The sequence below is a fragment of the Streptomyces sp. NPDC002092 genome, from assembly GCF_053593775.1.
On record NZ_JBSFDG010000005.1, the window covers coordinates 80856 to 106319 of the forward strand.

At 72.3% G+C, this 25464-nt stretch carries 19 protein-coding genes and 1 tRNA gene; 8 read left to right on the forward strand and 12 right to left on the reverse strand.

Features of this window, described 5'->3' with window-relative positions; genetic code table 11:
- From ACWCRD_RS12965 to ACWCRD_RS12975, 3 genes are all read left to right on the forward strand, one after another.
- Positions 1-1335 (forward strand): PP2C family serine/threonine-protein phosphatase, encoded by a 1335-nt coding sequence (locus ACWCRD_RS12965; protein WP_450965917.1) that lies wholly within the window; start codon positions 1-3, stop codon positions 1333-1335.
- Positions 1336-1433: 98 nt separating this feature from the next.
- Positions 1434-2780 carry a vWA domain-containing protein gene (locus tag ACWCRD_RS12970; RefSeq protein ID WP_450965918.1) on the forward strand — a complete coding sequence of 449 codons (1347 nt, stop codon included), beginning with the start codon at positions 1434-1436 and terminating at the stop codon, positions 2778-2780.
- A gap of 71 nt (positions 2781-2851) precedes the next feature.
- On the forward strand, positions 2852-4129 hold the full coding sequence (locus ACWCRD_RS12975; protein WP_450965919.1) for an FHA domain-containing protein: 1278 nt from the start codon (positions 2852-2854) through the stop codon (positions 4127-4129).
- Between the two features lie 54 nt (positions 4130-4183).
- Here the strand turns inward: ACWCRD_RS12975 and ACWCRD_RS12980 are convergent, their stop codons facing one another.
- Positions 4184-5182: a methyltransferase domain-containing protein gene (locus ACWCRD_RS12980; RefSeq protein WP_450965920.1), complete on the reverse strand. Its 999-nt coding sequence runs from the start codon at positions 5180-5182 to the stop codon at positions 4184-4186.
- A 218-nt stretch (positions 5183-5400) separates the two neighbouring features.
- Between ACWCRD_RS12980 and ACWCRD_RS12985 the strand changes: the two genes are divergently transcribed.
- From ACWCRD_RS12985 to ACWCRD_RS13000, 4 genes are all read left to right on the forward strand, one after another.
- Positions 5401-5805: a globin gene (locus tag ACWCRD_RS12985; RefSeq protein ID WP_450965921.1), complete on the forward strand. Its 405-nt coding sequence runs from the start codon at positions 5401-5403 to the stop codon at positions 5803-5805.
- A 146-nt stretch (positions 5806-5951) separates the two neighbouring features.
- Positions 5952-9308 carry an ABC transporter permease gene (locus tag ACWCRD_RS12990; RefSeq protein WP_450965922.1) on the forward strand — a complete coding sequence of 1119 codons (3357 nt, stop codon included), beginning with the start codon at positions 5952-5954 and terminating at the stop codon, positions 9306-9308.
- Between the two features lies 1 nt (position 9309).
- Positions 9310-12027: an ABC transporter permease gene (locus tag ACWCRD_RS12995; RefSeq protein ID WP_450965923.1), complete on the forward strand. Its 2718-nt coding sequence runs from the start codon at positions 9310-9312 to the stop codon at positions 12025-12027.
- A gap of 234 nt (positions 12028-12261) precedes the next feature.
- On the forward strand, positions 12262-13215 hold the full coding sequence (locus ACWCRD_RS13000) for an ATP-binding cassette domain-containing protein (protein ID WP_450965924.1): 954 nt from the start codon (positions 12262-12264) through the stop codon (positions 13213-13215).
- Between the two features lie 34 nt (positions 13216-13249).
- Here the strand turns inward: ACWCRD_RS13000 and ACWCRD_RS13005 are convergent, their stop codons facing one another.
- From ACWCRD_RS13005 to ACWCRD_RS13050, 10 genes are all read right to left on the reverse strand, one after another.
- A complete protein-coding gene (locus tag ACWCRD_RS13005; protein WP_450965925.1) occupies positions 13250-13927 on the reverse strand; it encodes a hypothetical protein in 678 nt (225 codons plus the stop codon).
- Positions 13924-14337: an acyl-CoA thioesterase gene (locus tag ACWCRD_RS13010; RefSeq protein WP_450965926.1), complete on the reverse strand. Its 414-nt coding sequence runs from the start codon at positions 14335-14337 to the stop codon at positions 13924-13926. The genes ACWCRD_RS13005 and ACWCRD_RS13010 overlap by 4 nt, the downstream gene beginning before the upstream one ends.
- A 6-nt stretch (positions 14338-14343) precedes the next feature.
- On the reverse strand, positions 14344-16008 hold the full coding sequence (gene ettA, locus ACWCRD_RS13015; protein WP_450965927.1) for an energy-dependent translational throttle protein EttA: 1665 nt from the start codon (positions 16006-16008) through the stop codon (positions 14344-14346).
- 134 nt (positions 16009-16142) lie between these two features.
- Entirely contained in the window at positions 16143-16439 is a 297-nt protein-coding gene (locus ACWCRD_RS13020; protein ID WP_450965928.1) for a zinc-ribbon domain-containing protein, read from the reverse strand.
- Positions 16440-16534: 95 nt separating this feature from the next.
- Positions 16535-16903, reverse strand: a complete 369-nt coding sequence (locus tag ACWCRD_RS13025; protein WP_450965929.1) for a hypothetical protein — start codon at positions 16901-16903, stop codon at positions 16535-16537.
- A gap of 92 nt (positions 16904-16995) precedes the next feature.
- A complete protein-coding gene (locus ACWCRD_RS13030) occupies positions 16996-17685 on the reverse strand; it encodes a phosphotransferase family protein (protein WP_450965930.1) in 690 nt (229 codons plus the stop codon).
- An 86-nt stretch (positions 17686-17771) separates the two neighbouring features.
- On the reverse strand, positions 17772-19181 hold the full coding sequence (locus tag ACWCRD_RS13035) for a Cys-Gln thioester bond-forming surface protein (protein ID WP_450965931.1): 1410 nt from the start codon (positions 19179-19181) through the stop codon (positions 17772-17774).
- A gap of 259 nt (positions 19182-19440) precedes the next feature.
- A complete protein-coding gene (locus tag ACWCRD_RS13040; RefSeq protein ID WP_450965932.1) occupies positions 19441-19917 on the reverse strand; it encodes a single-stranded DNA-binding protein in 477 nt (158 codons plus the stop codon).
- Positions 19918-20190: 273 nt separating this feature from the next.
- Complete coding sequence (locus tag ACWCRD_RS13045) at positions 20191-21933, reverse strand: GTPase (RefSeq protein ID WP_450966229.1); 1743 nt, start codon at positions 21931-21933, stop codon at positions 20191-20193.
- 150 nt (positions 21934-22083) lie between these two features.
- Positions 22084-23691: a dynamin family protein gene (locus tag ACWCRD_RS13050; protein ID WP_450965933.1), complete on the reverse strand. Its 1608-nt coding sequence runs from the start codon at positions 23689-23691 to the stop codon at positions 22084-22086.
- A 320-nt stretch (positions 23692-24011) separates the two neighbouring features.
- Here ACWCRD_RS13050 and ACWCRD_RS13055 point away from each other — a divergent pair.
- Positions 24012-24084, forward strand: a tRNA-Arg gene (locus tag ACWCRD_RS13055).
- Between the two features lie 1172 nt (positions 24085-25256).
- Here ACWCRD_RS13055 and ACWCRD_RS13060 read toward each other — a convergent pair.
- On the reverse strand, positions 25257-25454 hold the full coding sequence (locus tag ACWCRD_RS13060) for a helix-turn-helix domain-containing protein (RefSeq protein WP_450966230.1): 198 nt from the start codon (positions 25452-25454) through the stop codon (positions 25257-25259).
- Positions 25455-25464 lie beyond the last annotated feature (10 nt).

A 25464-nucleotide genomic window follows, 5' to 3' on the forward strand; every position in this document is an offset into this window, starting at 1 on the left:
ATGTCGCAGATGCCCCAGCAGGCCGCCCTGTCGAACTGCCCGAGCTGCGAGTGGCCGCTCGAGTCGGGTGACCGTTTCTGCGGTGCGTGCGGATACGACCTGTCGGTCGTGCCCGCACGGCCGGACGACCATCCGACGATCGCCCTGAACGGCTCGGACGTGCAGCCCGGCGAAGGCGGCGGTACCGCCTGGCCCGTCGCCGCCACCCCGGGCGGCTCCGACACCCCTGCGGCGACCCATCTGCCGACGGACCTGCACGGGACGGACTCGGGCGGCTCCCCCTTGCCGCCGGAGCAGCCCACGGGGTCGCCGGTCTCCCCGGCCTCCGGGGTGCGCTTCGACCGGCCGCCGGTACCCGACGAGTACCCGCTGCAGGCCCCGGACCCGCGCGTGGCCTCGCTCGCCGCGCCCGCCGAGGAGGCCAAGCTGTGCGTGGCCTGCCGCGCGGGCCGCGTCGACGACGACGGCTACTGCGAGAACTGCGGGCACGCCCAGCCCCGGGAGCGCGACCACATGGAGCAGGAGTCCGGCCCGGTGGCCGCCGTCAGCGACCGCGGACTGCGCCACCACCGCAACGAGGACGCGTTCGGCATCGGCACCGCCACCCTGCCCGACGGCGCCCCCGCCTCCGTGGCGATCGTCTGCGACGGCGTCTCCTCGGCGACCCGCCCCGACGACGCCTCGCTCGCCGCCGCCCGCGCCGCGAACGACGCGCTGCTCACCGCCCTGCCGCGGGGCACGCACCCGCAGCAGGCCATGCACGACGCGATCGTGGCCGCCTCGCACGCGGTCAACGCCCTGGCCGACGAACCCGCCACCGCCCGTGAGCACTCCCCGCACCAGAATGCGCCCGCCTGCACGATCGTCGGCGCGATCGTGACGCCCGGGCTGCTGGTCGTCGGCTGGGTCGGCGACAGCCGCGCCTACTGGGTGCCGCTGGATCGCAGTTCGGCCCCGGCCCGGCTCACCGAGGACGACTCGTGGGCCGCGCAGATGGTCTCCGCGGGCCTGATGAGCGAGGCCGAGGCGTACGCCGACGAGCGCGCCCACGCGATCACCGGCTGGCTCGGCGCGGATGCCTACGAACTGGAGCCGCACACCGCTTCCTTCAAGCCGGACCGGCCGGGTGTAGTGGTGGTGTGCACGGACGGACTGTGGAACTACGCGGAGCCGGCCGAGGAGATGGCCGAGGTCGTCCCGCCGGATGCCGCCGTACGTCCGCTGCACAGCGCCCGGGTGCTGGTCGGTCACGCCCTGGACGGCGGGGGCCACGACAACGTAACAGTGGCCGTCGTGCCGTTCCCGGCGGTGCCTCAGGGGGCAGGATCGGCCTGAGGCCGTGTACGGGGATGCCTCAGCGGACCGGAGGGGACCGGTCCGCATACAGTCGTCGCCCCGCGAACGCGGGGTTTCCGAGGGGGATTTGAGTAGGCATGGCCAATTTCTCGAAGTCCAACGTGCCGCAGTTCTCGATGGACGTGTACCAGAACGAGTACCTGCCGGAGGGCGGCCGCGAGGTCAACGCCATCGTCACGGTCACCGCCACCGGCGGCGGGACGGTCGGCAGCGCGGTCGCCGCGCCGCACCTCTACGCACCGGGGCACGGCCCGTCGGCCGGGGTTGCGATCATGGTCGACTGCTCCGGCTCGATGGACTACCCGCCGACCAAGATGCGCAACGCGCGTGACGCGACGGCCGCCGCGATCGACACCCTGCGCGACGGGGTGCACTTCGCGGTGATCGGCGGCACGCACGTCGCCAAGGAGGTCTATCCGGGCGGCGGGCGCCTCGCGGTCGCCGACGCCACCACCCGCGGCCAGGCCAAGGAGGCCCTGCGCAAGCTGAGCGCGGGCGGCGGCACCGCCATCGGCACCTGGCTCAAGCTCGCCGACCGGCTGCTCTCCTCGGACGAGGTCGCCATCCGGCACGGCATCCTGCTCACCGACGGCCGCAACGAGCACGAGTCGCCCGAGGACCTCAAGGCCGCCCTGGACTCCTGCGCCGGACGTTTCACCTGTGACGCACGTGGCGTGGGCACCGACTGGGAAGTGAAAGAAGTCACAGGGATCGCCTCCGCGCTGCTCGGCACCGCCGACATCGTCGCCGACCCGGCCGCCCTCGCCGCCGACTTCACGCAGATGATGGAGAAGGCGATGGGCAAGGAGGTCGCCGACGTCGCTCTGCGGCTGTGGACGCCGGTCGGCACCGCCATCAAGTTCGTCAAGCAAGTCGCGCCCACGGTCGAGGAGTTGACCGACCGCCGCACCGAGGCCGGCCCGCGCGCCGGGGACTACCCCACCGGCTCCTGGGGCGACGAGTCCCGTGACTACCACGTATGCGTCGAGGTCCCGGCCGCGAGCCTCGGCCAGGAGATGCTGGCCGCCCGGGTCTCCCTGGTCGTCCCGCAGCCCGACGGCAGCGCGCAGAACCTCGGCGCCCAGGGCCTGGTCAGGGCCGTGTGGACCGACGACATGGCGGCTTCCACCTCGATCAACCCCCAGGTCGCCCACTACACCGGGCAGGCCGAACTGGCACAGGCCATCCAACAAGGGCTGGATCTTCGCAAAGCGGGCGATATGGATGGAGCAACGGCCAAACTGGGCCGGGCCGTTCAGCTCGCCAGCGCCTCCGGAAACGCGGATACTGCGAAACTGCTTGCGAAGGTGGTGGACGTGGTCGATGCCGCGACAGGTACTGTGCGACTGAAAGCGAAGGTCGAGGAGGCCGACGAGATGACTCTCGAGACACGGTCGACAAAGACTGTTCGTGTAAAGAAGTGACACCGGACGTCACGTCGCCGTACACATCACAGGACCGAACAGGACCCTGAAGGAAAGGGGGAAGCGCCGACATGCCGACCTGCCCGAACGGACACCAGTCGGGTTCCGACGACTGGTGCGAGGTCTGCGGTCACCGCATGGCCGGTGCCGTGCCTCCGCCCCCTCCCCCGCCGCCCCCGCCCGGCGGCGGCTACGGCTTCCCGCAGCCCGGTCAGGGCCCTCAGCCCGGCGGCCGTCCGCTGTCCGCGGTGCCGGACCACGAGCCGGAGCTCTGCCCGCAGTGCCGTACGCCCCGTGAGGGCGGTGCGCCGTTCTGCGAGGAGTGCCGGTGGAACTTCCTGACGAACACCGCGACCTCCTACACCCCGGCCGCCCCGCGCCAGCCGGCGCCCGGCCCCGGCGGGCCCTTCCAGCAGCAGCCCGGGCCGTCGTACGGCGGTGGCGACTCGTACGAGTACCAGGGCTCGCGTCCGTCCCAGGTGAACCGCCCGGCGGAGCCGATCCCGCCGAGCCCGTTCGGCAACGAGCCCTCGGGCCCGCCGCCGAGCCCCTTCGGCACCGAGCCTCCCCGTCCGCCGAGCCCGTTCGCCGACCGGTCCGGCTTCGGCCCCGACCCCTCGCGCCCGGTCCCGCCGCCGCCCGGTCCCACACCGCACGGCGGCCACGGCGGCCCCGGTGGTCCCGGTGGCGCCCCGCAGGCGTTCCAGCAGCCCGGTCCGCCGGCCCCGCCCCGCTTCCCGCAGGAGACGGGACGTCCGCCGCAGCAGGGCGGCCCGTCCTTCGGCGGCGGAGACGACGACTGGGTGATCTCCCCGCCGTCCGGCGGCCCCGGCCCCGGTGCTCCCGGTGGCCCGGCCCAGGGGGGTGGCTACGGCTATCCGCAGCCCGGCCCGGCTCAGGCGCCCCCGCCCGGCCAGGGCTTCCCGCAGACCCACGGCGGGCCGGTGACCTGGACGGCGACCATCGGTCCGGACCGCGAGTACTTCATGGCGATGATGCAGCGCTCCGGCCCCGAGGCCGCGGGGCTCAACCTGCCCGCGTACTCGCCCGAGCAGCAGCGCACCCTCAGCGGCAACCAGATCACCATCGGCCGCCGCCGGCACTCCACCGGCGACACCCCCGACATCGACCTGGCGGTGCCGCCGGAGGACCCGGGCGTCTCGCACCAGCACGCGGTGCTCGTTCAGCAGCCGGACGGCAGTTGGGCGGTCGTGGACCAGAACTCGACGAACGGTACGACGGTCAACGGCTCCGATGAGCCGATTCAACCCTTTGTGCCGGTGCCGTTGCAGGACGGGGACCGGGTGCACGTCGGTGCGTGGACGACGATCACGATTCGTCGGGGTTGATGCCGTCGTTTGTCTGCGGCACCGTCGTGGCTGGTCGCGCAGTTCCCCGCGCCCCTAGAAGCCGCTCACGCCCCGGAGGGGCCAGACGTACGGTCCCTTCGGGTTGTCCAGCCATGCCCACTCCTGCTCGCCGTCGACCGTGACGCCGTAGCGCTCCCGTTGCGGTTGCTCTTCGCGCTCCCACAAGGCGAAGGCCTCCTGGGGGGCGAGGGTGGCGCGCGTCAGGGTCAGGAGGAAGCGGAAGAGTTCGTGGTCCCTGGCCCGGCGGGGGATCGCGTCGAGTCGGAGTGACTCCTGCTCGGGGCGGGTCCCGCCGCGCAGCGGGACGAAGTAGGCGGGGGTGTGCAGGAAGCGGCCCTCGGCGTGGGCGGCGTTCCGGACCGTCAGGGCGATCAGGCCGGTGGCGAAGGGGGCGAGGATCCGGGCGCCCGGGTTGCACTGGGCGAGCCAGGCGCGCGGGATCGAGGTCAGGGCGCAGGTGGCGATGATCCGGTCGAAGGGGCCGCGCTCAGGGACTCCGCGGGCGCCGTCGCCGGTGACGACGGCCGGGTGGTAGCCGGCGGCGGCCAGGTGCTGCCGGGCCGACTCGGTGATCTCCGGCTCCAGGTCGACGGTGGTGACCAGATCGTCTTCGCCGAGCCGGTGGGCCAGCAGGGCCGCGTTGTAGCCGGTGCCCGCACCGATCTCCAGGACCCGGTTGCCGTCCTCGACCCTCAGCTCGGCCAGCATCTTCGCCATCAGCGACGGCTGGCTGCTGGAGGAGAGCAGCTCGCCGTCGCGCAGCCGGGTGGCCAGCGGGGCGTCCTCATAGGCGCCGCGCAGCCACCGCTCGCGTGTCCGCGGATCAGGGCTCTCGCCCCATCGCCGCTCGTAGCCGCCCACGACTCCGACGTAGTAGTACGGCACGAAGAGATGGCGCGGGACCCCCTCGAACGCCTCCCGCCACACCGGGTCCTCTTCCCAGGCCCCGCTCGCCTCGATCTCCTCCACGAGCTCCGCCCGCGCGGTGGCAGCGAGGTCGTCCAGTTCCTTGCCGACAGCAGCTGCGCCCATACGTCCACTGTGCTGCGGGGCAGGGCAGGAGGCGAGTACCGAAGGCGCCAGATCCGGAATGTCCGCTTCCTGGATGCGGGCGGGGACCTAAGCCTCAGGTCCTCCGCCGAGCGGTCTGAGAGCATGGAGGGCGTACTGCAATTTCCGGGGGACGACCCCCGGACCCCCGGCAGAAAAGATACGGGCGGACCGGAACGACCCATGCGAGGCACCCCACAGTGACCGAGATCCGGCGCGGCACGCTTGAGACACAGACCTTCTACGAGCAGGTCGGCGGGGAGGAGACCTTCCGCCGCCTCGTCCACCGTTTCTACGAGGGCGTGGCCGAGGACCCGGTGCTGCGGCCCATGTACCCCGAGGAGGACCTCGGCCCGGCCGAGGAGCGCCTCACGCTGTTCCTGATCCAGTACTGGGGCGGCCCGACGACGTACAGCGACAACCGCGGCCACCCCCGGCTGCGCATGCGCCACGCCCCCTTCACCGTGAACCGCGAGGCGCATGACGCCTGGCTGCGGCACATGCGGGACGCCGTCGACGAGCTCGGCCTGTCCGAGGAGCACGAGCAGCAGCTGTGGAAGTACCTGACGTACGCCGCGGCCTCGATGGTGAACGCCCCGGACTGAACCCGACCGCATGACGTGCGGATTCCGGTCGTACGACGCCGGAATCCGGTCACGATCCGGTCACGCCCTCCGTACAAGCGCTTACCGAGGGCCCACGCCCTCTGACAACATCGCCCGGAGGTCTGGACAACCACGGGGGGTTGGGCGTGACGGCGTTCGGTGCGGTGGCACGGTTCGTCCTGTTACGTGCCCGTGCGCACCGCCCGCTGCTGGCCGCCGCGCTGCTCACCGTGCTGCTGACCACGGCCGTCCTCGCGACCCTCACCGCCTACTCGGGCGCGATCGGTGACGCGGCCCTGCGCCACTCGCTGCGGGACCCGCAGAACGCCGGCGATGCCGCGCTGATCGTCAAGGCCGACGTCCCGGCGGACCGGCGCGCCGCCGTCGAGGACGCCGTACGGCAAGGGGCGCGGCGGATGTTCGACGGGCTGCCGGTGACCGTGCGGACCCTGGTGCGCTCGGGGCCGTACGCACTGCCGCGCTCGCTGCAGCCGCCGGCCGAGCGGTCCGGGAACCCCGGTCTGACGTATGTCGCGGCGCTCGACCCGACCCAGGTGCGGTTCGTGTCGGGACGGGCACCCCGGACGGACTCCGGCGCCGGCATCGAGGCGGCCCTCCCGCAGACCGCCGCCCAGCGCCTCGGCCTGAAGCCCGGCGCCCGCCTCACCCTCGCCGACCGGCTCGGCGGCCCGAAGGCGCACGTCACGCTCACCGGCCTGTACCGGCCCGCCCGGGCGGACGCGCCCTACTGGCGGCTGGACGACCTGCGCGGCCGGGGCGTCACCACCGTCGACTTCACGACGTACGGCCCCCTGCTCGCCGCACCTGGCGTGCTGAGCGGCGGAAAGGTGAGCGCCGGGCCCTCCGGGTGGCTGGCGTCGGCCGACTTCTCGACGCTGACGACCGGGCGGATCGGCGAGCTGCGCAAGGCGGCCGGAGCGGGTGGGGTTGCCCTGCGCCGACAGCCCGTCCTCAGCGGCGCGACGGCTGCGAGCACCTCCCTGCCCGAGGTTCTCGACCGCGTGGAGCGCTCGCTGCTCGTCTCCCGTTCGACGCTGCTGATCGTCGCGTTGCAGCTGGTGCTGCTGGCCTGTTGTGCGCTGCTGCTGGTGGCCCGGCTGCTGAGCGCCGAGCGCGCGGGCGAGGTCCGGCTGCTGCGGGCCCGCGGCGCCTCCCGGGCGCGGATCGCCTCGCCGGCCGCCCTGGAGGCCCTGTTCCTGGCGGCGCCCGCGGTGCTGTGCGGACCACTGCTGGCCGGCCCCCTCACCCGACTGCTGGCCGCCCAGGGGCCGCTGGCACGGATCGGACTGCGGCTGGAGGTGCCGGCGGGCGGGGGACTCGCGGTGTGGGTGGTGGCGGGGGCCGCGGGGTTGGGGTGCGCCCTGGCCGTGACGCTGACCGGCGCTCCACGAGGGTCCGTCGATCGTGTGCGGGTCCGTCGTGGCTTGTCGCGCAGTGGTCAGCGCCCCGAAGGGGCGCGGGGAACTGCGCGATCAGCCCCGAACCTGCCGCACTCGGCGAATCACAGAGGCACCCGAGCTCTCAACCGCACAGCAAGCGCCGGCGCCGATCTGGCCCTGCTGGCCGTGGCCGCCGTAGCGTACTGGCAGCTGGACAAGCAGAACTCCGGTGCCGTGAACGGAGACAAGTCCGGCACGCTCGGCATCGACCCGCTACTGGTCGCCGCCCCGCCACTCGCCCTGCTCGCCGGCACGGTACTGACCCTGCGCCTGCTGCCCCTGGTCGCGCGGCTCGCCGAGCGCCGGGCGGCCGGCGGGCGCGGGCTGACCGCGGCGCTGGCGGGCTGGCAGTTGAGCCGCCGCCCGATGCGCGGGGCGGGCCCGGTGCTGCTGCTGGTCCTGGCCGTCACGCTCGGCATGCTGGCGGTCGGGCAGCGTGCCTCCTGGAACCGCTCGCAGGGCGACCAGGCGGACTTCGGCGCGGGCGCCCCGGTGCGTGTCCTGGCCGCCGGGGAGGACGGCCTCGGGCGCACGGAGACCTACGCGGCCATCCCGCACGTACAAGAGGTCGCCCCCGCCTTCCGCGCGGACCTGCCGTTGTCCGGCGACCGCACGGCCGCACTGCTGGCATTGGACACCGCGCAGGCGGCGGACACGGTGCTGATGCGCCGGGACCTGGCCTCGCAGCCGGTACGGCCGCTGCTCGCGTCCCTGGGCCCGAGGACGCCGACGACCGGCGCGAAGGTGCCCCCGCACACCGCCCGGCTGCGGCTGACGGCGACCCTGCACAGCTCCTCCCGGAACGGGTCGGGCCCGGCGGCGGACGTGACGGTCACGCTGGTGGACCGGTACGGGACGCCGTACCAGGTGCCGGCGGGGGAACTCCCCCGCGACGGGCGGGCGCACGCGCTCGACGTGCCCGTCTCCGGGGGGCCGCTGGCGCTCACGGACGTGCAGTTGGTGCTGTCCCAGCCGGTCGGGGAGGCGGAACAACAGCGCCTGACCTTGGGCCAGTTGACGGCGACCGCGATGGACGGGACCGTGCGGCAGGTGCCGCTGCCCGCCTCCTGGAAGGCGTCCGTGCGCACAGACGGGGACGCCTCCTCACCGGACGGGAAGACGAACCCGACGAAACCGGCCATGAGTTCGTCAGGGCCGCTCACGGTCGAGTACGGCACGGGGTATGTGCCGGCCGAGGACACCTGGGTCACCGCGTCGTTGACGGTGCGGGTGCAGGTCGTACAGCCGAGGCCCCCCGAGATCACGGCGGTGGCGACCGACCGGTTCCTCACCTCGGCGGGCGCGCGCACCGGGCAGCGGGTGGACGTGCCGGTCGGCGGGGAGAACGTGCCGGTGCGGATCGTGCGTGCGGTACGGGAGTTGCCGACGACCGGCGACGCCGGCGGGGGCGCCCTGCTGGTCGATCTGCGGTCCGTGAACCGGCTGTTGGAGGCCCGGTACGGGACGAGCGTCACGCCCACGGAGTGGTGGCTGCGGACCGCCCCCGGAGAGTCGGCCGAGGTCGCGAGGGCTCTGCGGGCGCTGCCCGAGCTGGACCCGGCGCAGGTCGTGGTGCGGGACGAGACGGCCGCCCGGCTGCGGGACGATCCGTTCGGCGCGGGCGCGGAGGCGGCGTTCGCGGCGGCGGCCGGGGTGGCGGCGGCGCTGGCCGCGGTCGGTTTCGCGGTGAGCGCGGCGGGGTCGCTGCGGGAGCGGGGCGCCGAACTGGCCGTGCTACGGGCTCTGGGCGCCCCGCGCCGCCGACTGGCCCGCATGATCGCCGTCGAGCAGGGCGTGCTGGTGGCGCTGGCGCTGGTGGCGGGGACGGCCCTGGGGACGGTGCTGACCCGGGCGGTGGTCCCGCTGATCGTGCTGACGGAACAGGCCACACGCCCGGTGCCGCGGGTGCTGGTCGAACTGCCGGTGCCGCAGATCGCCGTACTGCTGGCCGCCGTGTCGGTGACTCCGCTGCTCGTCACGGCGGCGCTGGCGGTGCGGCGCGGGGACCCGGTGGTGTCGTTGCGGGAGCAGGGGGGCGAGTGACATGAACGCGGTGCCGGCTCCCTGGGTGCGTACGAGACTGCGTGCCGCGCCCGGTGCCGCCTGTGCGCTGGCGCTGCTGGTGGCGCTGACCGCCTGCCTCGCGGCCGCGTTCCCGCGGGCGGTCGACCGGTACGAGGACGCCGCTCTGCGCCGGGCCGTCGAGCGGGCCCGGCCCGCGACCACCGGCGTGGGGGTGTGGGCCGAACAGCCCAGCCTGTTCCTGCCACGGGAGCAGCGCGAGGAGGCGCTGCTCCCCGGCACGCTCGCCGCGCAGTACGCGAAGGTCCGTGCGGCCGTGCCGCGGCCGCTCGTCGTGGATCCGGACCAGTCGACGTACGGGGTGCGCACCAAGCCCCAGGAGGTCCCGGACCGCTGGCTGCCCCGGCCGAGCGGTCTGCCGGCGCAGCTGTCCCTCGCCGCGCAGCACGGCCTCGCCGACCATGCGACGGTACGCAGCGGACGCCTTCCGCACGCCGGCCGGGTCACCGCCGACACCGCCGGGGTGGAGGCCGCCGTCACCGTCCAGACCGCCAAGAGCCTGCACATCAAGGTCGGTTCGGTCATCCATGTGCCCGGCGTGGAACGCGCCCCGCTGGCCGTCCGCGTCACCGGCATCGTCGCCCCGCGCGACCCCGAGGGCGCCTACTGGGCCACCCAGCCCCTCCTGCGCACCCCCGATCTCGTCCTGCTGCCGGGAAACGGCGCCGACCCCGACAGGTACTGGGCCGGCTCTCTGCTGCTCGCCCCCGCAGCGGCCCCGGCGCTGCTGGGCACGGCCGTGAGCCCTTGGCGCTACTGGCAGTTGGCCCCCTCGCCCGCCGCGCTCCACGCCCACGAGGCGGACCGCCTGAAGTCCGCCGTCGCCTCCCTCGAGTCCGGGCCCACCCTGCGCAAGATCCGCACGCTCACCGACCCGTCCACGACGGTGGCCACCGACCTGGACACCGTACTGAACGACTTCACCGGTCTTCGGTCCGGCGTCCGCCCACTCCTGGCCGTCGCCGCCTTCGGCGCGGGCACGGTGGCCGCCGTGGTCCTGCTGATGGCGGGCGGCCTGGCCGCCGACCGCCGCCGCGCCGAACTCACCCTGCTGCGCGCCCGCGGCGCATCCCTGCCGGGCCTGGCGGGCCGCCTCCTCGCCGAGACCGCGGTGGTCGCGCTCCCCGCGGGCGCCGCGGGCCTGGCGGTCGCCCTGCTCGCGCTCCCCGGCGGCCGCGCCCCCCAAGCGATCGCCGCGGCGGCAACGGTCACGGCGGTCGCCTGCACGGCCCTGCCCCTGCGGGCGGCTGCCGCGCACCGGACCGGCCGTATCCATGGCGGCCGTGCGGACGTGACCTCCGTACGGCCGTCCCGGCGCCGCACGGTCGCCGAGCTCACCCTGGTCGTGGTGGCCCTGGGCGCGGTCGAGACCCTGCGCAGACGGGGCACGACCGGCGATCAACTGACGGCGCTGGCACCGGTGTTGGTGGGAGTGGTCGCGGCCCTGGTGCTGGTCCGTCTCTACCCGCTCCCGCTGCGCGGCCTGGCCCGTCCGGCGGCCCGGCTGCGCGGCGCGCTGGGCCATCTGTCGCTGGCCCGAGCGGGCCGCACCTCCGCCTCCGCGGTCCTGCCCCTGCTGGCCCTGCTCACGGCCCTCACCACGGCGGCCTTCGGCGGCTCGGTCCTCGCGGGCGTACGCGAGGCCCGTGACCAGGCGGCCCTGCTCGCGGTCGGCGCCGACGCCCGCATCGAGACGACGTCCCCGCTGCCGGCGGGCCTGCCGGACCGGATCCGCCGGACGCCCGGCGTACAGGGCCTCGCGGTCGCGAGCATCACGTACCAGGCCAAGCCGACCGACCTCACCCGGCCGGTACCGCTGGCCGGGGTGGATCCGCGGGACTACGCAGAACTGGCGAGCCGGACGGGCCTCGGCCCCTTCCCCGAAGGGGAGTTGAGGGAACCGCCGGGCCACGGTCCGCTCCCGGCACTCGCCTCCCCCGCGGTGGCGGAAACCTACGGCACCCGGCCCTTCCCGGTACGCCTGGAGGACGGCACCACGGTCACGGTCCGCATCACCCTCGTCCGGGACCGCACCCCGGCCGTCGCCGGCGACAACTTCCTGGTCGTGGACCGCGCCGGCCTCAACAGGCAGGCGTCCCTCCCCACCGCACTGCTACTGACCGGCACCCACCTCAACGGACCCGCCCTGCGCAGAGCGGCACCCCACTCGGCGAACGTACAACTACGCGCCGAGGAACGCGCACGATACGCCGACTCCCCCCTCCAGACCGGCGCCGAACGCGTCTACACGACGGCGGTCGCCGCGGGCGCCGGCTACGCCGTACTGTCCCTGCTCCTGTCCCTCCTGCGCACGGCCCCCGAACGCACGGCCCTCCTGGCCCGTCTACGCACCATGGGCCTGACCCGCGCCCAGGGCCGCCACCTGCTGATCCTGGAGTCGCTGCCCCAGGCGGTCCTGGCGGCAGCCGGCGGCACCCTGACGGGCTGGGCAACGATCCGGCTCCTGTCACCGGGCGTAGACCTCACGACCATCGCACTGTCCTCGGACCGAGGACCGGCAACGGATGCGGTGCTACGAACGGACGCGACATCACTGCTGCTACCGGCAACGGCGATCGTCCTGCTGACGGTGGGAGTCGCAACGGCTCAGGCCTGGTGGACCGGGCGGCGGGGAGCGGTGGCGGAACTGAGGGCGGGCGACGCGAGCGCACCACCCTAGCTGCGGACAGTCCAGCCGCCCCAGCTGCGGCAGCCCCGCCAACCTGGCTGCGGACAGCCGCGCCGCCCCAGCTGCGGGCAGCCCTGCCGCCGCCCCAGCTGCGGGCAATCGTGCCGCTCAGGGCGGCACGGGTGGGCACAGCGGCACCCCGCCGGCGCGGGCAAGCATCCCCGCCCCCACAGCAACCCCCACCCCGGGCCACTGTCGCCCGAAACCGAAACCCAGGAGACCCCGATGCCCCCGGCGAATCCGACCCTCACCGACCTGGCCACCCGCGCCGCAGCAAACCGCACCCGCCCCACCTACGGCCACGACGCCCTCATCACCTGCGACCGCCTGGTCCGCATCTTCACCACGGACAGCACAGAGGTCCAAGCCCTCCAAGGCCTGGACCTCCTCGTCCACGAGGGCGAACTCATGGCCCTCGTAGGCGCATCCGGCAGCGGCAAATCCACCCTCATGAACATCCTCGCGGGCCTCGACACCCCCACCGCCGGCACGGCCCGCGTAGCCGGCCACAACCTCCTCACCATGACCGCGAAGGACCGACTGACCTACCGCCGCACCACCGTCGGCTTCGTCTGGCAGCAGACCTCCCGCAACCTCCTCCCCTACCTCACCGCGGCCCAGAACATCACCCTCCCCATGCAGCTCACGGGCGCCCGCACAAAGCGCCGACCGCACACCGAACGGGCCCTGGAACTGATGGAGTTGCTGGAGGTCGCCGACTGCCGCGACCGCCGCCCCCACCAGATGTCCGGCGGCCAGCAGCAACGCGTCGCCATCGCCGTGGCCCTCGCCAACAACCCGGCGGTCCTGCTCGCCGACGAACCCACCGGCGAACTCGACTCCCACACCGCTCAGCAGGTCTTCGCCGCCTTCCGCACCGCGAACGAACGCCTGGGCACCACCATCGTCATCGTCACCCACGACCAGGCGGTCGCCGGCGAGGTCCGCCGCACGGTCGCCATCCGCGACGGGCGCACCTCCACGGAGGTCCTGCGCCGCAGCGAGGTCGACGCGACCACCGGCCACGAGACGGTGGTCGCCCGCGAGTACGCGATGCTCGACCGGGCCGGCCGCCTGCAGCTCCCCGCCGAGTACACCGAGGCCCTGGGCATGCGCGATCGCGTGGCCCTGGAACTGGAGCCGGACCACATCGCCGTACGACCCGACGACAGCGAGTGATCACGTGGGGTGGCCACCGGCCCTGCCCGGATGGCTACCGGACGCTGACGTCCAGCGCGCCAAGTCCCGCACGCCGTACGGCAATCGACCCGTACGGCGTACGCAGCCGCAGCCAGGCCCCCGACGAGACCAACGCGAGGTCCCCGGCGCCCTGCGTGGACCGGAGGAACCCGAGCGACTGTGCCGCGTGCGCGGCCCGTACCGGAAGACGGGTGTCGCCGACGGTCCGGGACCAGATGTCCCGTCCGATGCGGTCGAGTTCGGCGCGTGTGCGCAGCTCGGGCGCCAGCTCCCCGGTACGGGAGCGGAACTCGGCGACGGCCGCGCCGACCATGGCCCGCAGGGCATCGGGCGCTGGCAGCCCGGGCTCGGGCCGCCAGCCGCCGCGCGGCGGGAGGACGCCCGCCCAGGGCGGCCCGGTGACCGGCGCCGGAACGCCGGCCGTCGCGGCCGACTCGTCCACGGCCTCCAGGAGTTCACCGGCGGACACGGTCACGTCGAGCGTGACGTCGAGCCCCTTCTCGTACGGCTTGGCGAGCCGCACCGCGCGGATCGCCAGCACCTCGAAGGACGGTGGCCGCCCGAAGACGGCGAGCGCGGTCCCGGCGGCCTGGAGGCGTACCGCGGCACCGCGGTCGTAGTGGAGCAGCCGCGAGAGGAAGGCCGCGAGGTCCGCCGCCTCCCCCTCGTCGGCAAGGTGGAGCACCGTCATGCGGCGACGGCCTCCTCCTCGGCGTCGTCCCGGTACCCCTCGAGGAACTCCCGCTCCTCGGAGGTGATCCGGCGCGGCCGCTGCGTCTCGAAGTCGAAGGGCACGACGACGGTCAAGGCCCGTACATAGACCACGTCCTCGTCCTTCACCTCGTAGCTGACGGTGAAGGACGCGGCCCTGATCTCGGTGACCCACAGCTCGATGTCCACCGGGTCGGGCCGGTGGACGAGCTGCCGCTTGTAGTCGATCTCATGGCGCGCCACCACGGACCCCTGCTTGGACTCCTTGCCCCGAAGGGACAGGAAGTCGATGCGGGCCTCCTCCAGATACCGGAGGAAGATCGCGTTGTTGACATGGCCGTACGCGTCCATGTCCGACCAGCGCAGGGGGCAGCGGTAGATGTGACGCAAGATCGATCAGCCCCGGGTCAGCTTCTTGTAGGTGGCGCGGTGCGGACGCGCGGCGTCCGGTCCGAGCCGCTCGATCTTGTTCTTCTCGTACGACTCGAAGTTGCCCTCGAACCAGAACCACTTGGAGTCACCCTCGTAGGCGAGGATGTGCGTGGCGACGCGGTCCAGGAACCACCGGTCGTGGGAGACGACCACGGCCGCGCCCGGGAACTCCAGCAGCGCGTTCTCCAGGCTCGACAGCGTCTCGACGTCCAGGTCGTTGGTCGGCTCGTCGAGCAGCAGCAGGTTGCCGCCCTGCTTGAGGGTGAGCGCGAGGTTGAGGCGGTTGCGCTCACCACCGGAGAGGACACCGGCGGGCTTCTGCTGGTCGGGACCCTTGAAGCCGAAGGCGGACACGTACGCACGCGACGGCATCTCGACCTGGCCGACATTGATGTAGTCGAGCTCATCGCTGACGACGGCCCAGAGGGTCTTCTTCGGGTCGATGTTCTCGCGGCTCTGGTCGACGTACGAGATCTTGACGGTCTCGCCGACCTTGATGGAGCCGGAGTCCGGGGTCTCCAGACCCTGGATCATCTTGAAGAGGGTGGTCTTGCCGGCGCCGTTCGGGCCGATGACACCGACGATGCCGTTACGCGGCAGGGTGAAGCTGAGGTCGTCGATGAGGACCTTGTCGCCGAAGCCCTTGCTGAGGTTGGTGACCTCGACGACGATGCTGCCGAGCCGCGGACCCGGCGGGATCTGGATCTCCTCGAAGTCCAGCTTCCGCATCTTGTCGGCCTCGGCCGCCATCTCCTCGTAGCGGGCGAGACGGGCCTTGGACTTGGCCTGGCGCCCCTTGGCGTTCGACCTCACCCACTCCAGCTCTTCCTTGAGCCGCTTGGCGCGCTTGGCGTCCTTCTGCCCCTCGACCTTGAGACGGGTCTGCTTGGTCTCCAGGTACTTGGAGTAGTTGCCCTCGTAGCCGTGCAGCCGGCCGCGGTCGACCTCGCAGATCCACCCGGCGACGTTGTCCAGGAAGTACCGGTCGTGGGTGACGGCCACGATGGTGCCGTCGTACTTGGCGAGGTGCTGCTCCAGCCAGTTCACCGACTCGGCGTCGAGGTGGTTGGTGGGCTCGTCGAGGAGCAGCAGGTCGGGGGCCTCAAGCAGCAGCTTGCAGAGCGCGACGCGGCGCCTCTCACCACCGGAGAGGTTGGTGACCGCCCAGTCGCCGGGCGGGCATCCCAGAGCGTCCATGGCCTGCTCCAGCTGAGCATCGAGATCCCATGCATTCGCATGGTCGAGCTCCTCCTGCAGCTTGCCCATCTCGTCGAGCAGCGCGTCGGAGTAGTCGGTGGCCATCAGCTCGGCGATCTCGTTGAACCGGTCGAGCTTGCCCTTGACCTCGGCGACGCCCTCCTGGACGTTCTCCAGGACGGTCTTGTCCTCGCTGAGCGGGGGCTCCTGGAGCAGGATGCCCACGGTGTAGCCCGGCGACAGGAACGCGTCACCGTTCGACGGCTGCTCCAGCCCCGCCATGATCTTCAGAATGGTCGACTTACCGGCACCGTTCGGGCCGACCACACCGATCTTCGCGCCGGGCAGGAAGTTCAGCGAAACGTCGTCAAGGATGACCTTGTCGCCGATTGCCTTGCGCGTCTTGCGCATGGTGTAGATGTACTCAGCCAAGAGAAACCGTCCGGCAGCTTGAAATCTGGCAGTGGGCAGATACACCCCATCTTGCCTGAGGTCCAGGCTTGGGTGGTAACCCATCTGGCCGGGGGGCTGTGACCTGGGGTTTCGTTGTCCGCGACGGTGGGTGCTCAGGCTCCGGGGTGCTGGTGGGGCTGCTGCGGCCGGCCGTAGTGCTGGGCTCCGGGAGCGCCTGTGGACTGGGCCTGGAGCTGTTCGGCCTGTTCCTTGGTGACCTTCTGTTCCGTGCCGCAGAAGGTGCACTGCGTGGCGTACCTCGTCGAGATGGGGAACAGCGGCACGAAGAACAGCGTGAACTTCGTGACGCGCTTCCTGAGCGTGTGCGCGGCAGGGTTGCCGCAGCCTCCGCACACCAGCGTGAGTATCGCGAGCTGGTACAGGTACCCCTTGGTGCCAAAGATGATCACGAGATCGGCCCTTCTCGGGTCGGTGTCCGCCGCCGGGTGGAAGACGCTGACCGAGATCTTCTCGCAGATTCACTCCCTCGGCGCCATGGCCACTGTCAGTGGTGGCCGTTCGCCTTGGGCAGCCGCTGAGCCAGCAGCAGGGCAGCTACGGCCGTCGCCCCGGCCACCCCCGCCGACCGGAAGGCGCGGGAGGAACGCCAGGACAGCACCGACCACCGGGACTGAGCGGACAGCAGTGATCCTGTGCTCAGCCATGACCCGGCCGAGATCAGCGACAGCGCCGAACCGATCGACCCGCCGGAGAGCACACTCCCGACCGACCCGACGGACAGGGCCGACCCGACGGACCCGATCGACAGCACCGACCCCACCGAGCCGATCGACAGCACCGAATCCTGCGACCACAGGGACAGCACCGACCCGGAGGAGGTGCACGGCGCCGGCGATCCGGATGACTTCGTCATGAGGCCATCCTGCCCGTCGAACTCACCGGGGCTCCACGGATGTGACCGAACGCGTCGTGGAGGGGCGGGTGTTGGGGAGGTGACGGATCAGTTCAGTACAGAGCCGCGGCGAACTCGGCGCGGTGCGCCGCCGTGTAGTCGTGCTCGCGCCCGGACCAGGCGATGCCGGCGGCGATCCGGTCTTCTCCCACGCGGTGCGGTCCGGGCCGGTCGAGTTGGTCGCGCCACCAGCGGGCGTTGCGGGTCTGGCGGTCCAGCATCGCGTCGAACAGGGTCGGGCGGCTCTGCGGGGCGAGGCCGTAGGAGTCGGCGAGAAGCCGTACCTGGGCCGCCTGGCCGGAGACCGGTCCTCGGTCGGGGCGGGACGAGACGCACCACGTCCAGGCCATGTATCCCAGGTCTTCGAGCGGGTCACCCGGCGCTGCTGTGTCGAAGTCGATGAACGCGGCGGGCAGGTCGTCGTGGGAGCCGAAGACGACGTTGTTGGGGCCGGGGTCGTGGTGGCACACCACCGGGGCCGTGCCCGTGAGGTCGCTGCCGCGGGTGGCCTCGTGCAGCTTGCGCAGCAGGGTGCCGGCCGCGGCGACCTGCGGGTCGGTCCAGCGCCGGAAGCGGGACGGCACACAACCGGGGAGGTACGACAGCATGTCGCGGCCCTTCTCGTCGGTGCCGAGGTAGCGGGGTGCGCCGGTGAACCCGTACCGCTCGAGGTGGGTGAGCAGGGCGCCGACGAAGGCGGAGGACCCCGTTGAGGGCCGCCGCACGGTGTCTGCGACCCTCACCACTCCTTCCGTGATGCGTCCCCCCGTCAGGGGCACCTCATCGTCGTCGCAGGTCACCATCTGGAGACATCCCTTCCTCCGACGGCTCAGTCCTGTGTCGGTGCGTCCTTCTTTCCTACGAGGACCAGGGCCGCGCCGCCGATCAGCACGAAGGCGATGGCGATGCCCGCGATCAGTGGGGTTGTGCTGGAGCCGCCGGTGGCGGCGAGGTTGGTGTCGTCTGCCGTGCCGCCCACCGTCGCGGGGCTCGGCTCGCTGAGGATCTGGGTGGCGTTGCCGGTCTCGGAGGTCTGGGTCCTGCAGTCGAGGATGCCGGTGAAGCGTTCCTTGAGGCCGGCGGGTCCCGTGATCGTGAAGTCGTAGGGCTGGTCTTCCTGCAGGGGGATCGTCACCGTGCGGGACCCGCCCGCCGGGATGCTGTGCTCGATCCCCATCAGCTCGAAGGTGAACGCCTCGTCGCCCTGGTTGGCGGCGGTGATGTCCACACCCTCCTTGGCGCAGTTCCTCGCGGCCGAGAGGGCCGGTATCGCGCCCTTCTTCGCCCAGGTCGCACCGGCCGTCGCGGAGACCGTCGACTCGCTGGAGCCGGCCAGGATCTGCGTCTGGCTGCGGGTGTCGGAGGCGAAGGCGCGGCCCACCGGCACGGTGGTCGAGGCCTGCACGGTGAGCTCGGCCGAGCCGTCGGCGGCGTGCTCGGGCACGTCGAAGAAGACCTGGCTGCCGTCGGCCGCGGAGGTGAGGGGCCTGCCGTCCTTGCCGACGATCCGGACCCCGCTGGTCGCCGCGCCCATCGGCGGCGTCACGCTCACGCCGGCCGCGTTGGTGTGCACGGTCACCGGGCCGAGCAGCTCGCCGGGGTGGCCCGAGATCGCAGGGGGGTCCAGCGTCAGCGATGCCGCGGGCTCCGCCAGGTCGACGGCTCTCTTCTGCAGGTAGTCCGCGAGCTTCTCGGCCTGCGGGTCGACGGCTTCCACGTCGGCGTGGTCCGAGTAGCGCCAGATGGCCACCTGGGTGCCCGCCGCCGCGTCCTGCTCGGTCAGGCCGCCCCGGACGCCCGCCTTCGCCGCGAGCGTGGCGAGGTCATTGACCTGCGGGTAGGAGTTCTGCAGGATCCAGCGGATCCGGCCGGCGTTCTTGTTGTCGCCCAGCGAGGTGCCGCTCCACGCGGTCTCGTGGTACTTGGCGTCCCGCTGGGTGGGGTTGTGGATGTCGACGCAGTACGTCTGCAGGGTGCCGCCGCCGTCGACGGACATCTCGAACAGGCCCGCCGAGACCTGCTGGTCCCCGGTCTTCTCGTGGATCACGGCGGTGCCGTACGTCTTGAGGCCGCCTATGGTGGCGGTCGCCCCGCCCTGGCCCTGTGTCGTCTCCTCCGCGGTGGCCGTACCGGCTCCGGAGAGCACCCCGACGGCCACAAGACCGGACACCAGCGCCGCGGCGGCGAGGCGCACGGCCCCTCGCCTGCGCGCGGACTGCGCAGAGAAAGAAGAAAACACCAAATTCCCCTTCGAGCAGGACCATTGACGTGGGGGGTGTGGTCCCACCAGCAGAATCAGAAGCCCTGAGAGCTATGCCGGGCATCCTATGAAGGCGGCGCACCACGCTTGCCGGTCATATCGTCGGACAAGCGATCCGACTCGGAATCGTTATCGCCAAGACGGTCCATGAGCAGGGCTTATCGACAAATCCACCGGACCGTTCGGAACGCATTCGCCGATAAGCCGCAGTACGGTCAGCTCGGGGCACCGCCTGACATCACGTCACCGCAGCGGGCTCCGGCTCCCGTTGGGCCGAGTCGGTTACCGAATCGCCGGGCGGGGTCTCCCAGTTGGGCTCGGGCCGCTGGGGCGCTGCGACGGTCGTGTCCGGTTCCGGCCTGCCCGGCCGCCGGAACGCCGAGGTCCCCCGCGTGAGGTCGTGGCCGATCGCCACCGCTTCGAGGTCCGCCGAGACCCAGTTCTGTCCCTCGCGCACATCCTCACGGACCTTGAGCCTGCCCTGCACGATGACGGGGTCGCCCACGTCCAGCGAGGCCGTCACGTTCGTGGCCAGCTGCCGCCTTGCCCACACCGTGAAGAAGTTGGTGTGACCGTCGGTCCACTCGTTCTTCTCGCGGTCCAGATAGCGCGTGGTCACCGCGAGCCGGAAGCGCGCCGACGGCCCCGACGCCAGATCCCGGAACGCCGGCTTCGTCGCCACGTTCCCCACGGCGCAGATGATCGTCTCGTTCATCACGACCCCCTCCCCCGCCCGGCCGCCGGGGCCGGGCGGACATGCCTACGGGCCCGTCCCGTACGGCTGCGTCTGCCGCGGCGACCGCGCCCTTCGCGATCGCCGCACCGCCAGACTGCCTCCGTCGGGCCGAGCCCGCCGAGCCCTGTGGACCGTCCCCCGCCTGTGGACAACTCCATCACTCGGACGAGTGAGTCCAGGTGGACTCCGACGAGTGATCATCTGCAGAAAGGCTCACCGTCACCCTCCGGAACCCGCCGCCCCGTCCGGGTGTCACCGGGGCCCGTTCCCCACCCCCGTCACCCGCCCGTACTGCTCCCGCACCTCCCGGTAGCGCAGCAGCTCAGCCGCCACCGGATCCAGCACCCGGGCCCGGCCGCACCCGGCGGCCGCCTCCCGCAATCGCCGTTCCGCGTCGGTGCCGTAGCGGCGGGCCGGTCCGCGCGCCGCCATCCGGCAGCTCCACTCGACGATCGGGCCGCCGATGATGCCGGCCGCCATCAGCAGCACCGGCACTCCGAGGTTCGGCGCCATGAACCCGATGATCTGCCCCAGCAGCCACAGTCCGCCCACGACTTGAAGGAGCGTCATGGAGACCTGGGCCATGACGGCCAGTGGCCACCAGCCGGGCCGCGGTGGCCGGCCCGGCGGCAGACCCGCCCGTACCGCCAGTTCGTCGAGCGCCTCGGGCAGCCCGTGGGAGCCGCGTACGGCCGCCTCGCGCACCGCCTGGGCCCAGGGCGCGGGCAGCCCGGTCGAGGCCCGGTCGGCGAGCGTACGTACCGCCTGCTCGACGCGCTGGCGTGCCGTGACCTCCTCGTCCGTCTGGCTCGGCAACGGCAGCCGCCCGGTGGTCGGTTCGGACCGGTCCCGGTACCACCGCCACAGCCGCAGCCAGGGCGTTCCGCAGGCGCGGTTGGCGTTGCGCAGCCAGGCGCGCTCGGCCGCCTCGCCGGCGGCGGAGGCGCCCACCGCGTCCGCGAGCCGGGCGGAGAACTCGTCCCGTGCCTCCTCGCTCAGGCCGGTCCGCCGCCGCGCCGCGTAGAGGGGCCGCAGCTCCTCCGCGGCCGCATCGAGATCGGCCGAAATTCGCCGCGCGGGGGCTCCGCGTTCCGCCACGAACTGCCCGAGTGCCTCGCGCAGTTCACCGACGCCGTCGCCGGTGAGTGCGGACAGCGCGAGCACGGTGGCACCGGGATCGCCGTACTCGCCCAGTGCGATCCCGTCCTCGTCGAGCAGCCGCCGCAGGTCGTCGAGGACCTGGTGGGTGGCCTCGCCGGGCAGCCGGTCGGTCTGGTTGAGGACGACGAACATGACCTCCGCATGCCCCGCCATGGGCCGCAGATAGCGCTCGTGCAGCACGGCGTCGGCGTACTTCTCGGGGTCGACGACCCAGATGACGGCGTCGACGAGGGCCAGGACCCGGTCCACCTGTTCGCGGTGCTGTACGGCCGCCGAGTCGTGGTCGGGCAGGTCGACCAGGACCAGCCCGCGCAGCTGCGCCTCCGTCTCGGGGTTCTGCAGCGGGCGCCGGCGCAGCCGGGGCGGGATGCCGAGCCGCTCGATGAGGCTCGCCGCGCCGTCGCTCCAGCTGCAGGCGATGGGCATCGCGGTGGTGGGCCGCCGTACGCCGGTCTCCGAAATGGGCACCCCGGCCAGGGCGTTGAACAGCTGCGACTTGCCGCTGCCGGTGGCGCCCGCGATGGCGACGACGGTGTGCTGCCCGGAGAGCCTGCGCCGCGCCGCCGACTCGTCGAGCACCCGTCCGGCCTCGGCCAGCGTCTGGCCGTCGAGCCGGGTGCGGGAGAGCCCCACGAGTTCGCGGAGCGCGTCGAGCCGCGACCGCAGGGGGCGGTCGTAGGTGAGCGGGACCGTCGGCTGGACGCTCAGCGCCCGTGTCTCCACCACCGGGACGTGCTCGGACCCGGTGTTCTCCTCGGTGGCGCGCCGCGCGATCAGTCCGTCGTCCCAGGCGCTCGTGGAGTCCGTACGACGGGAGGTGGCGACGTCCACCACGCGTGCGTGGCCGCCTTTGTCACGTACGCCGGACTCCCGCTCGCCGGGCCCCTGCTTCGCCGTCCGGTCCCCTCCCGTCAGGCCTTTGGCGCTCTCTTCGGGGTGCTCGGCCCGGCCCGTGTGGTCCTCGTCTGTGACGGCAGTCACCGGTCACCTCTCCTTCTGCAGCAGGGACAGCGCGGCGATGAGTTCGGCCTGGGGTTCGGGGTGGATCTCGAGGGCGTCCAGGGGTGCGAGACGGCGCTCGCGTTCGGTGTGCACGACCCGGTCGAGGTGCTCGGTGAGCAGCCGCCCGCCACGGTCGCGCAGCCGCAGCGCCCCGTGCGCGCCGATCCGCTCGGCGAGCCCTTCGCCGGCCGGACGCGCCCGCCGGCCGCCCAGCAGCGCGGTGGCGACGAGGGCGGCGACGACCTCGGGGTCCGGTGCGACATTGCGGTCGAGGTCGCGGATTTCTTCCTCGGCGTACTCCTCGAGCTCGCGCCGCCATCGCCGTACGGCCATCCCGATGCGGTCCTCGGCGCTCTCCGCGGACGGTTCCTGTTCCGTCAGCTCCGGGGCGCTCGCCGCGGGTTCGCGCCGCCAGGCCTCGCGGATGCGCTCGTCGGCGGCGGTGACGGCGCAGAGCAGGAGCGTGGCCAGGCTCTCCACGAGCGCGTCCAGGAGCTCTCCGGCGGAGCAGTCCAGGGGGAACGCCCGCCACCGCTTGAGGGCGTCTCCGGCGAGTACGGCGCCGGCCTGCAGCCGCCCGCGCACGCGCGCGTGCTCGCTGTCGTACGCGCCTTCGACGGCGTTGGTGAGCCGCAGGGCCGCCGCGTACTGGGCGGCGGCGGCACTGGCCAGTTCGGGCAGCCGGGTCCGGAGGGAGTCGAGCATCCCGTTGGCGGTACGGGCCATGGCCTGCTGCCGGGCGGCCGGGTCCTGCGCCAGGTGTACGAGCCAGGTCCGCAGCGAGGCCACGGCGGTGGCCGGCAGCAGCCCGCTTCCCCAGGCGGACTCGGGCAGTTCGGGCACGGTGAAGCGCGGCACGTCGCCGAGCCCGGCCTTGGTGAGCAGCGCGCCGTACTGCCGGGACACCTCGGAGACGACCTGGTGCGGCACGCGGTCGAGCACCGTCACGAGGGTGGCGTCGTACTCCTTCGCGGTACGCAGCAGATGCCAGGGGACGGCGTCGGCGTAGCGGGCGGCCGTGGTGACCATGACCCAGATGTCGGCCGCGCAGACGAGTTCGGCGGCCAGGACACGGTTGTCGGCGATCAGGGAGTCGATGTCGGGGGCGTCGAGGAGGGCGAGCCCGCGCGGCATCGTGTCGGCGGTCTCGACGCGCAGCACGCGCGCAGGGTCCTCCCCGGGGAGCAACAGGTCCTCCCCGGCGTCCTGATGGGGCACCCACACGCGTGTGAGGTCGGGCAGCACCCTCATCCCGCTGAACCAGTGATGGTCCTCCGGGTGGCACACGAGTACCGGTGTCCGCGTGGTGGGCCGCAGCACGCCCGCCTCGCTGACCCGTCGCCCCACGAGGGAGTTGACGAGGGTCGACTTGCCGGCTCCTGTCGAGCCGCCCACGACGGCCAGCAAGGGCGCTTCGGGCTCCCGCAGGCGGGGCACCAAGTAGTCGTCGAGCTGTGCGAGCAGTTCGTCGCGGTTGGCACGCGCGCGTGGAGCCCCGGCCAGGGGCAGCGGGAAGCGTGCGGCGGCGACACTGTCCCGCAGGGCGGAGAGTGCGTCGAGCAGCTGAGGCCGTACGTCCAAGGTCACCACATGCGGAGAATGCCCGATTTTAGGGGAATTCTGAAGCATATGAGCATGTCTGCGCGCCGACAGGACACAAGGGACGGAAGGGATGACTGGGACACAGGCACAGTCCAGGCATAACGAGTGCACAACACCCGGTGCGCGAGGGCCCAAAAGCGATGCACGATTCGTACCTGCCTGCGATTATCAGGACCGCTTCACTGAACCTCCACATCGAGCCACGGAGGCGAAGCAACAGGGACAAGGACACGGGAGCCCTATCCTTGTCCCCGGCAACGTCACGGAACGGCCCACACCCGGGCACCCACGACAGCGGCCACACACCGGCCCCCGTAGCTCAGTGGATAGAGCAGGCGCCTTCTAAGCGCTTGGCCGCAGGTTCGAGTCCTGCCGGGGGCGCTTGCGTCCGAGCGTGTCAGGCCCTCCGCCCAGGAGGGCCTTTTTGCTGGTCAGGGGCACATTAGCTAGTCCGGAGTGGCACGGGCGTAAGCGTTGACTGTGACGCTGGTGGGGCAGGCGGCAGTCCGAGTGGGAGCGGTTCCGCACGGCTTTTGGCGGGTGTTCTTCCCGAAAACTTCCCGAAGTTTTGGAGCGTGGTCTCTCTCAGCGCGGGCGGCGGGGCGGCGAGGACGGGGGTCTCGGAGGGGTCCCGGCAGGTGGTGCTGGAGGGAGAGCTGCGCTCGTGACCGCACTCGGGAGTCGCTGTGGCCCTTCGATGCGCTGCTGGAGTTCGGCGAGCTGGCCCGTGATGCACCGGGCGTACGTCGCGAGCAGGACCGGGACACTGTTGCCGGCCCATGCGGCGACCTGAGCGGGCGGGATGCCGTTGTTGAGCCAGGTGCGTGCTCCCTCGGGAGCCGGGAGCCGGGCACAGAAAGCGGGCAGGACGGAAGGCGCTCGGAGCCCGCATTCACGGTTTGCGGGATGCGGGCTGGCCGGGTGCCACTGACCCATGGCCGCGAGTTTGGTGTTCCTTTCGTTCGGCTGCGCGGCGTCGACTAGGGCACCCAAATCGAGGTGAGCCGCAAGGACTCGGCCTCGATCGGAGCCCCAACAATCCAGAGAATCCCCGGTTTCGGTAACCGGGGACCGCGTGCTATACCGCAGCACGCGAAATTGATGGCCTCGCCGGTCGGGTCGACGACGGTGCCGTGCTTGCCCTCGCTGAGCTTGTACCTGCCGGCGCCGTGGTCGGCCCCGGAGGCGCGGGGCGGGGAGGCCGAGGGCTGGGCTTGGCGGGTCAGAGGCGCGGAAGGGCTGGCCGGCGGGAGCATCCGTTGTGCACGCTGTGGCGTCGGCTCCTCGTGGATGCGGATGATCCCTGCGAGGAGGTCCGGGTGCAGCGGTATGCGTGGCCGACTCCGGTGTGCGGTATCAGGCGTCGGCGCACTCGATCCTTGACCCACCAGGCCGAGCAGCCGAGGGTCTCGGTGATCTCCTCGGGACGGTAAAGGTGGGGCGGGGTGAGTTCGCCGTAGGGTCGATGCGGAAGGCGCGCGGGGGCAGGTGGGGCAAGAGAGGCAAGCCCCTAATCGGGGAGGGTGTTCGATCGGTGGTGCTGGCCGCTCTTCTCAGGCGGTGCCCGATCCCCGCAGCAGCACGAGCGGGGAGACGGCAAGGGCTTCGGCTATTGCGGCAAGGTCGTCGATGTCGCAGCGGCGTTGGGCGCGTTCGATGCGGGACAGCATCGTGTTGGTCATCGGACGGCCGAGAGCGGTGACGCGGGCGGCGAGCTCGCGCTGGGCGAGGCCGCGTTCGGTGCGGAGGATTTCGACCCTG

Coding starts and splice junctions, on each gene's coding strand:
- ACWCRD_RS12965 (WP_450965917.1), top strand. CDS start 1: ATGTCGCAGATGCCCCAGCAGGCCGCCCTGTCGAACTGCCCGAGCTGC.
- ACWCRD_RS12970 (WP_450965918.1), top strand. CDS start 1,434: ATGGCCAATTTCTCGAAGTCCAACGTGCCGCAGTTCTCGATGGACGTG.
- ACWCRD_RS12975 (WP_450965919.1), top strand. CDS start 2,852: ATGCCGACCTGCCCGAACGGACACCAGTCGGGTTCCGACGACTGGTGC.
- ACWCRD_RS12980 (WP_450965920.1), bottom strand. CDS start 5,182: ATGGGCGCAGCTGCTGTCGGCAAGGAACTGGACGACCTCGCTGCCACC.
- ACWCRD_RS12995 (WP_450965923.1), top strand. CDS start 9,310: ATGAACGCGGTGCCGGCTCCCTGGGTGCGTACGAGACTGCGTGCCGCG.
- ACWCRD_RS13000 (WP_450965924.1), top strand. CDS start 12,262: ATGCCCCCGGCGAATCCGACCCTCACCGACCTGGCCACCCGCGCCGCA.
- ACWCRD_RS13005 (WP_450965925.1), bottom strand. CDS start 13,927: ATGACGGTGCTCCACCTTGCCGACGAGGGGGAGGCGGCGGACCTCGCG.
- ACWCRD_RS13025 (WP_450965929.1), bottom strand. CDS start 16,903: ATGACGAAGTCATCCGGATCGCCGGCGCCGTGCACCTCCTCCGGGTCG.
- ACWCRD_RS13040 (WP_450965932.1), bottom strand. CDS start 19,917: ATGAACGAGACGATCATCTGCGCCGTGGGGAACGTGGCGACGAAGCCG.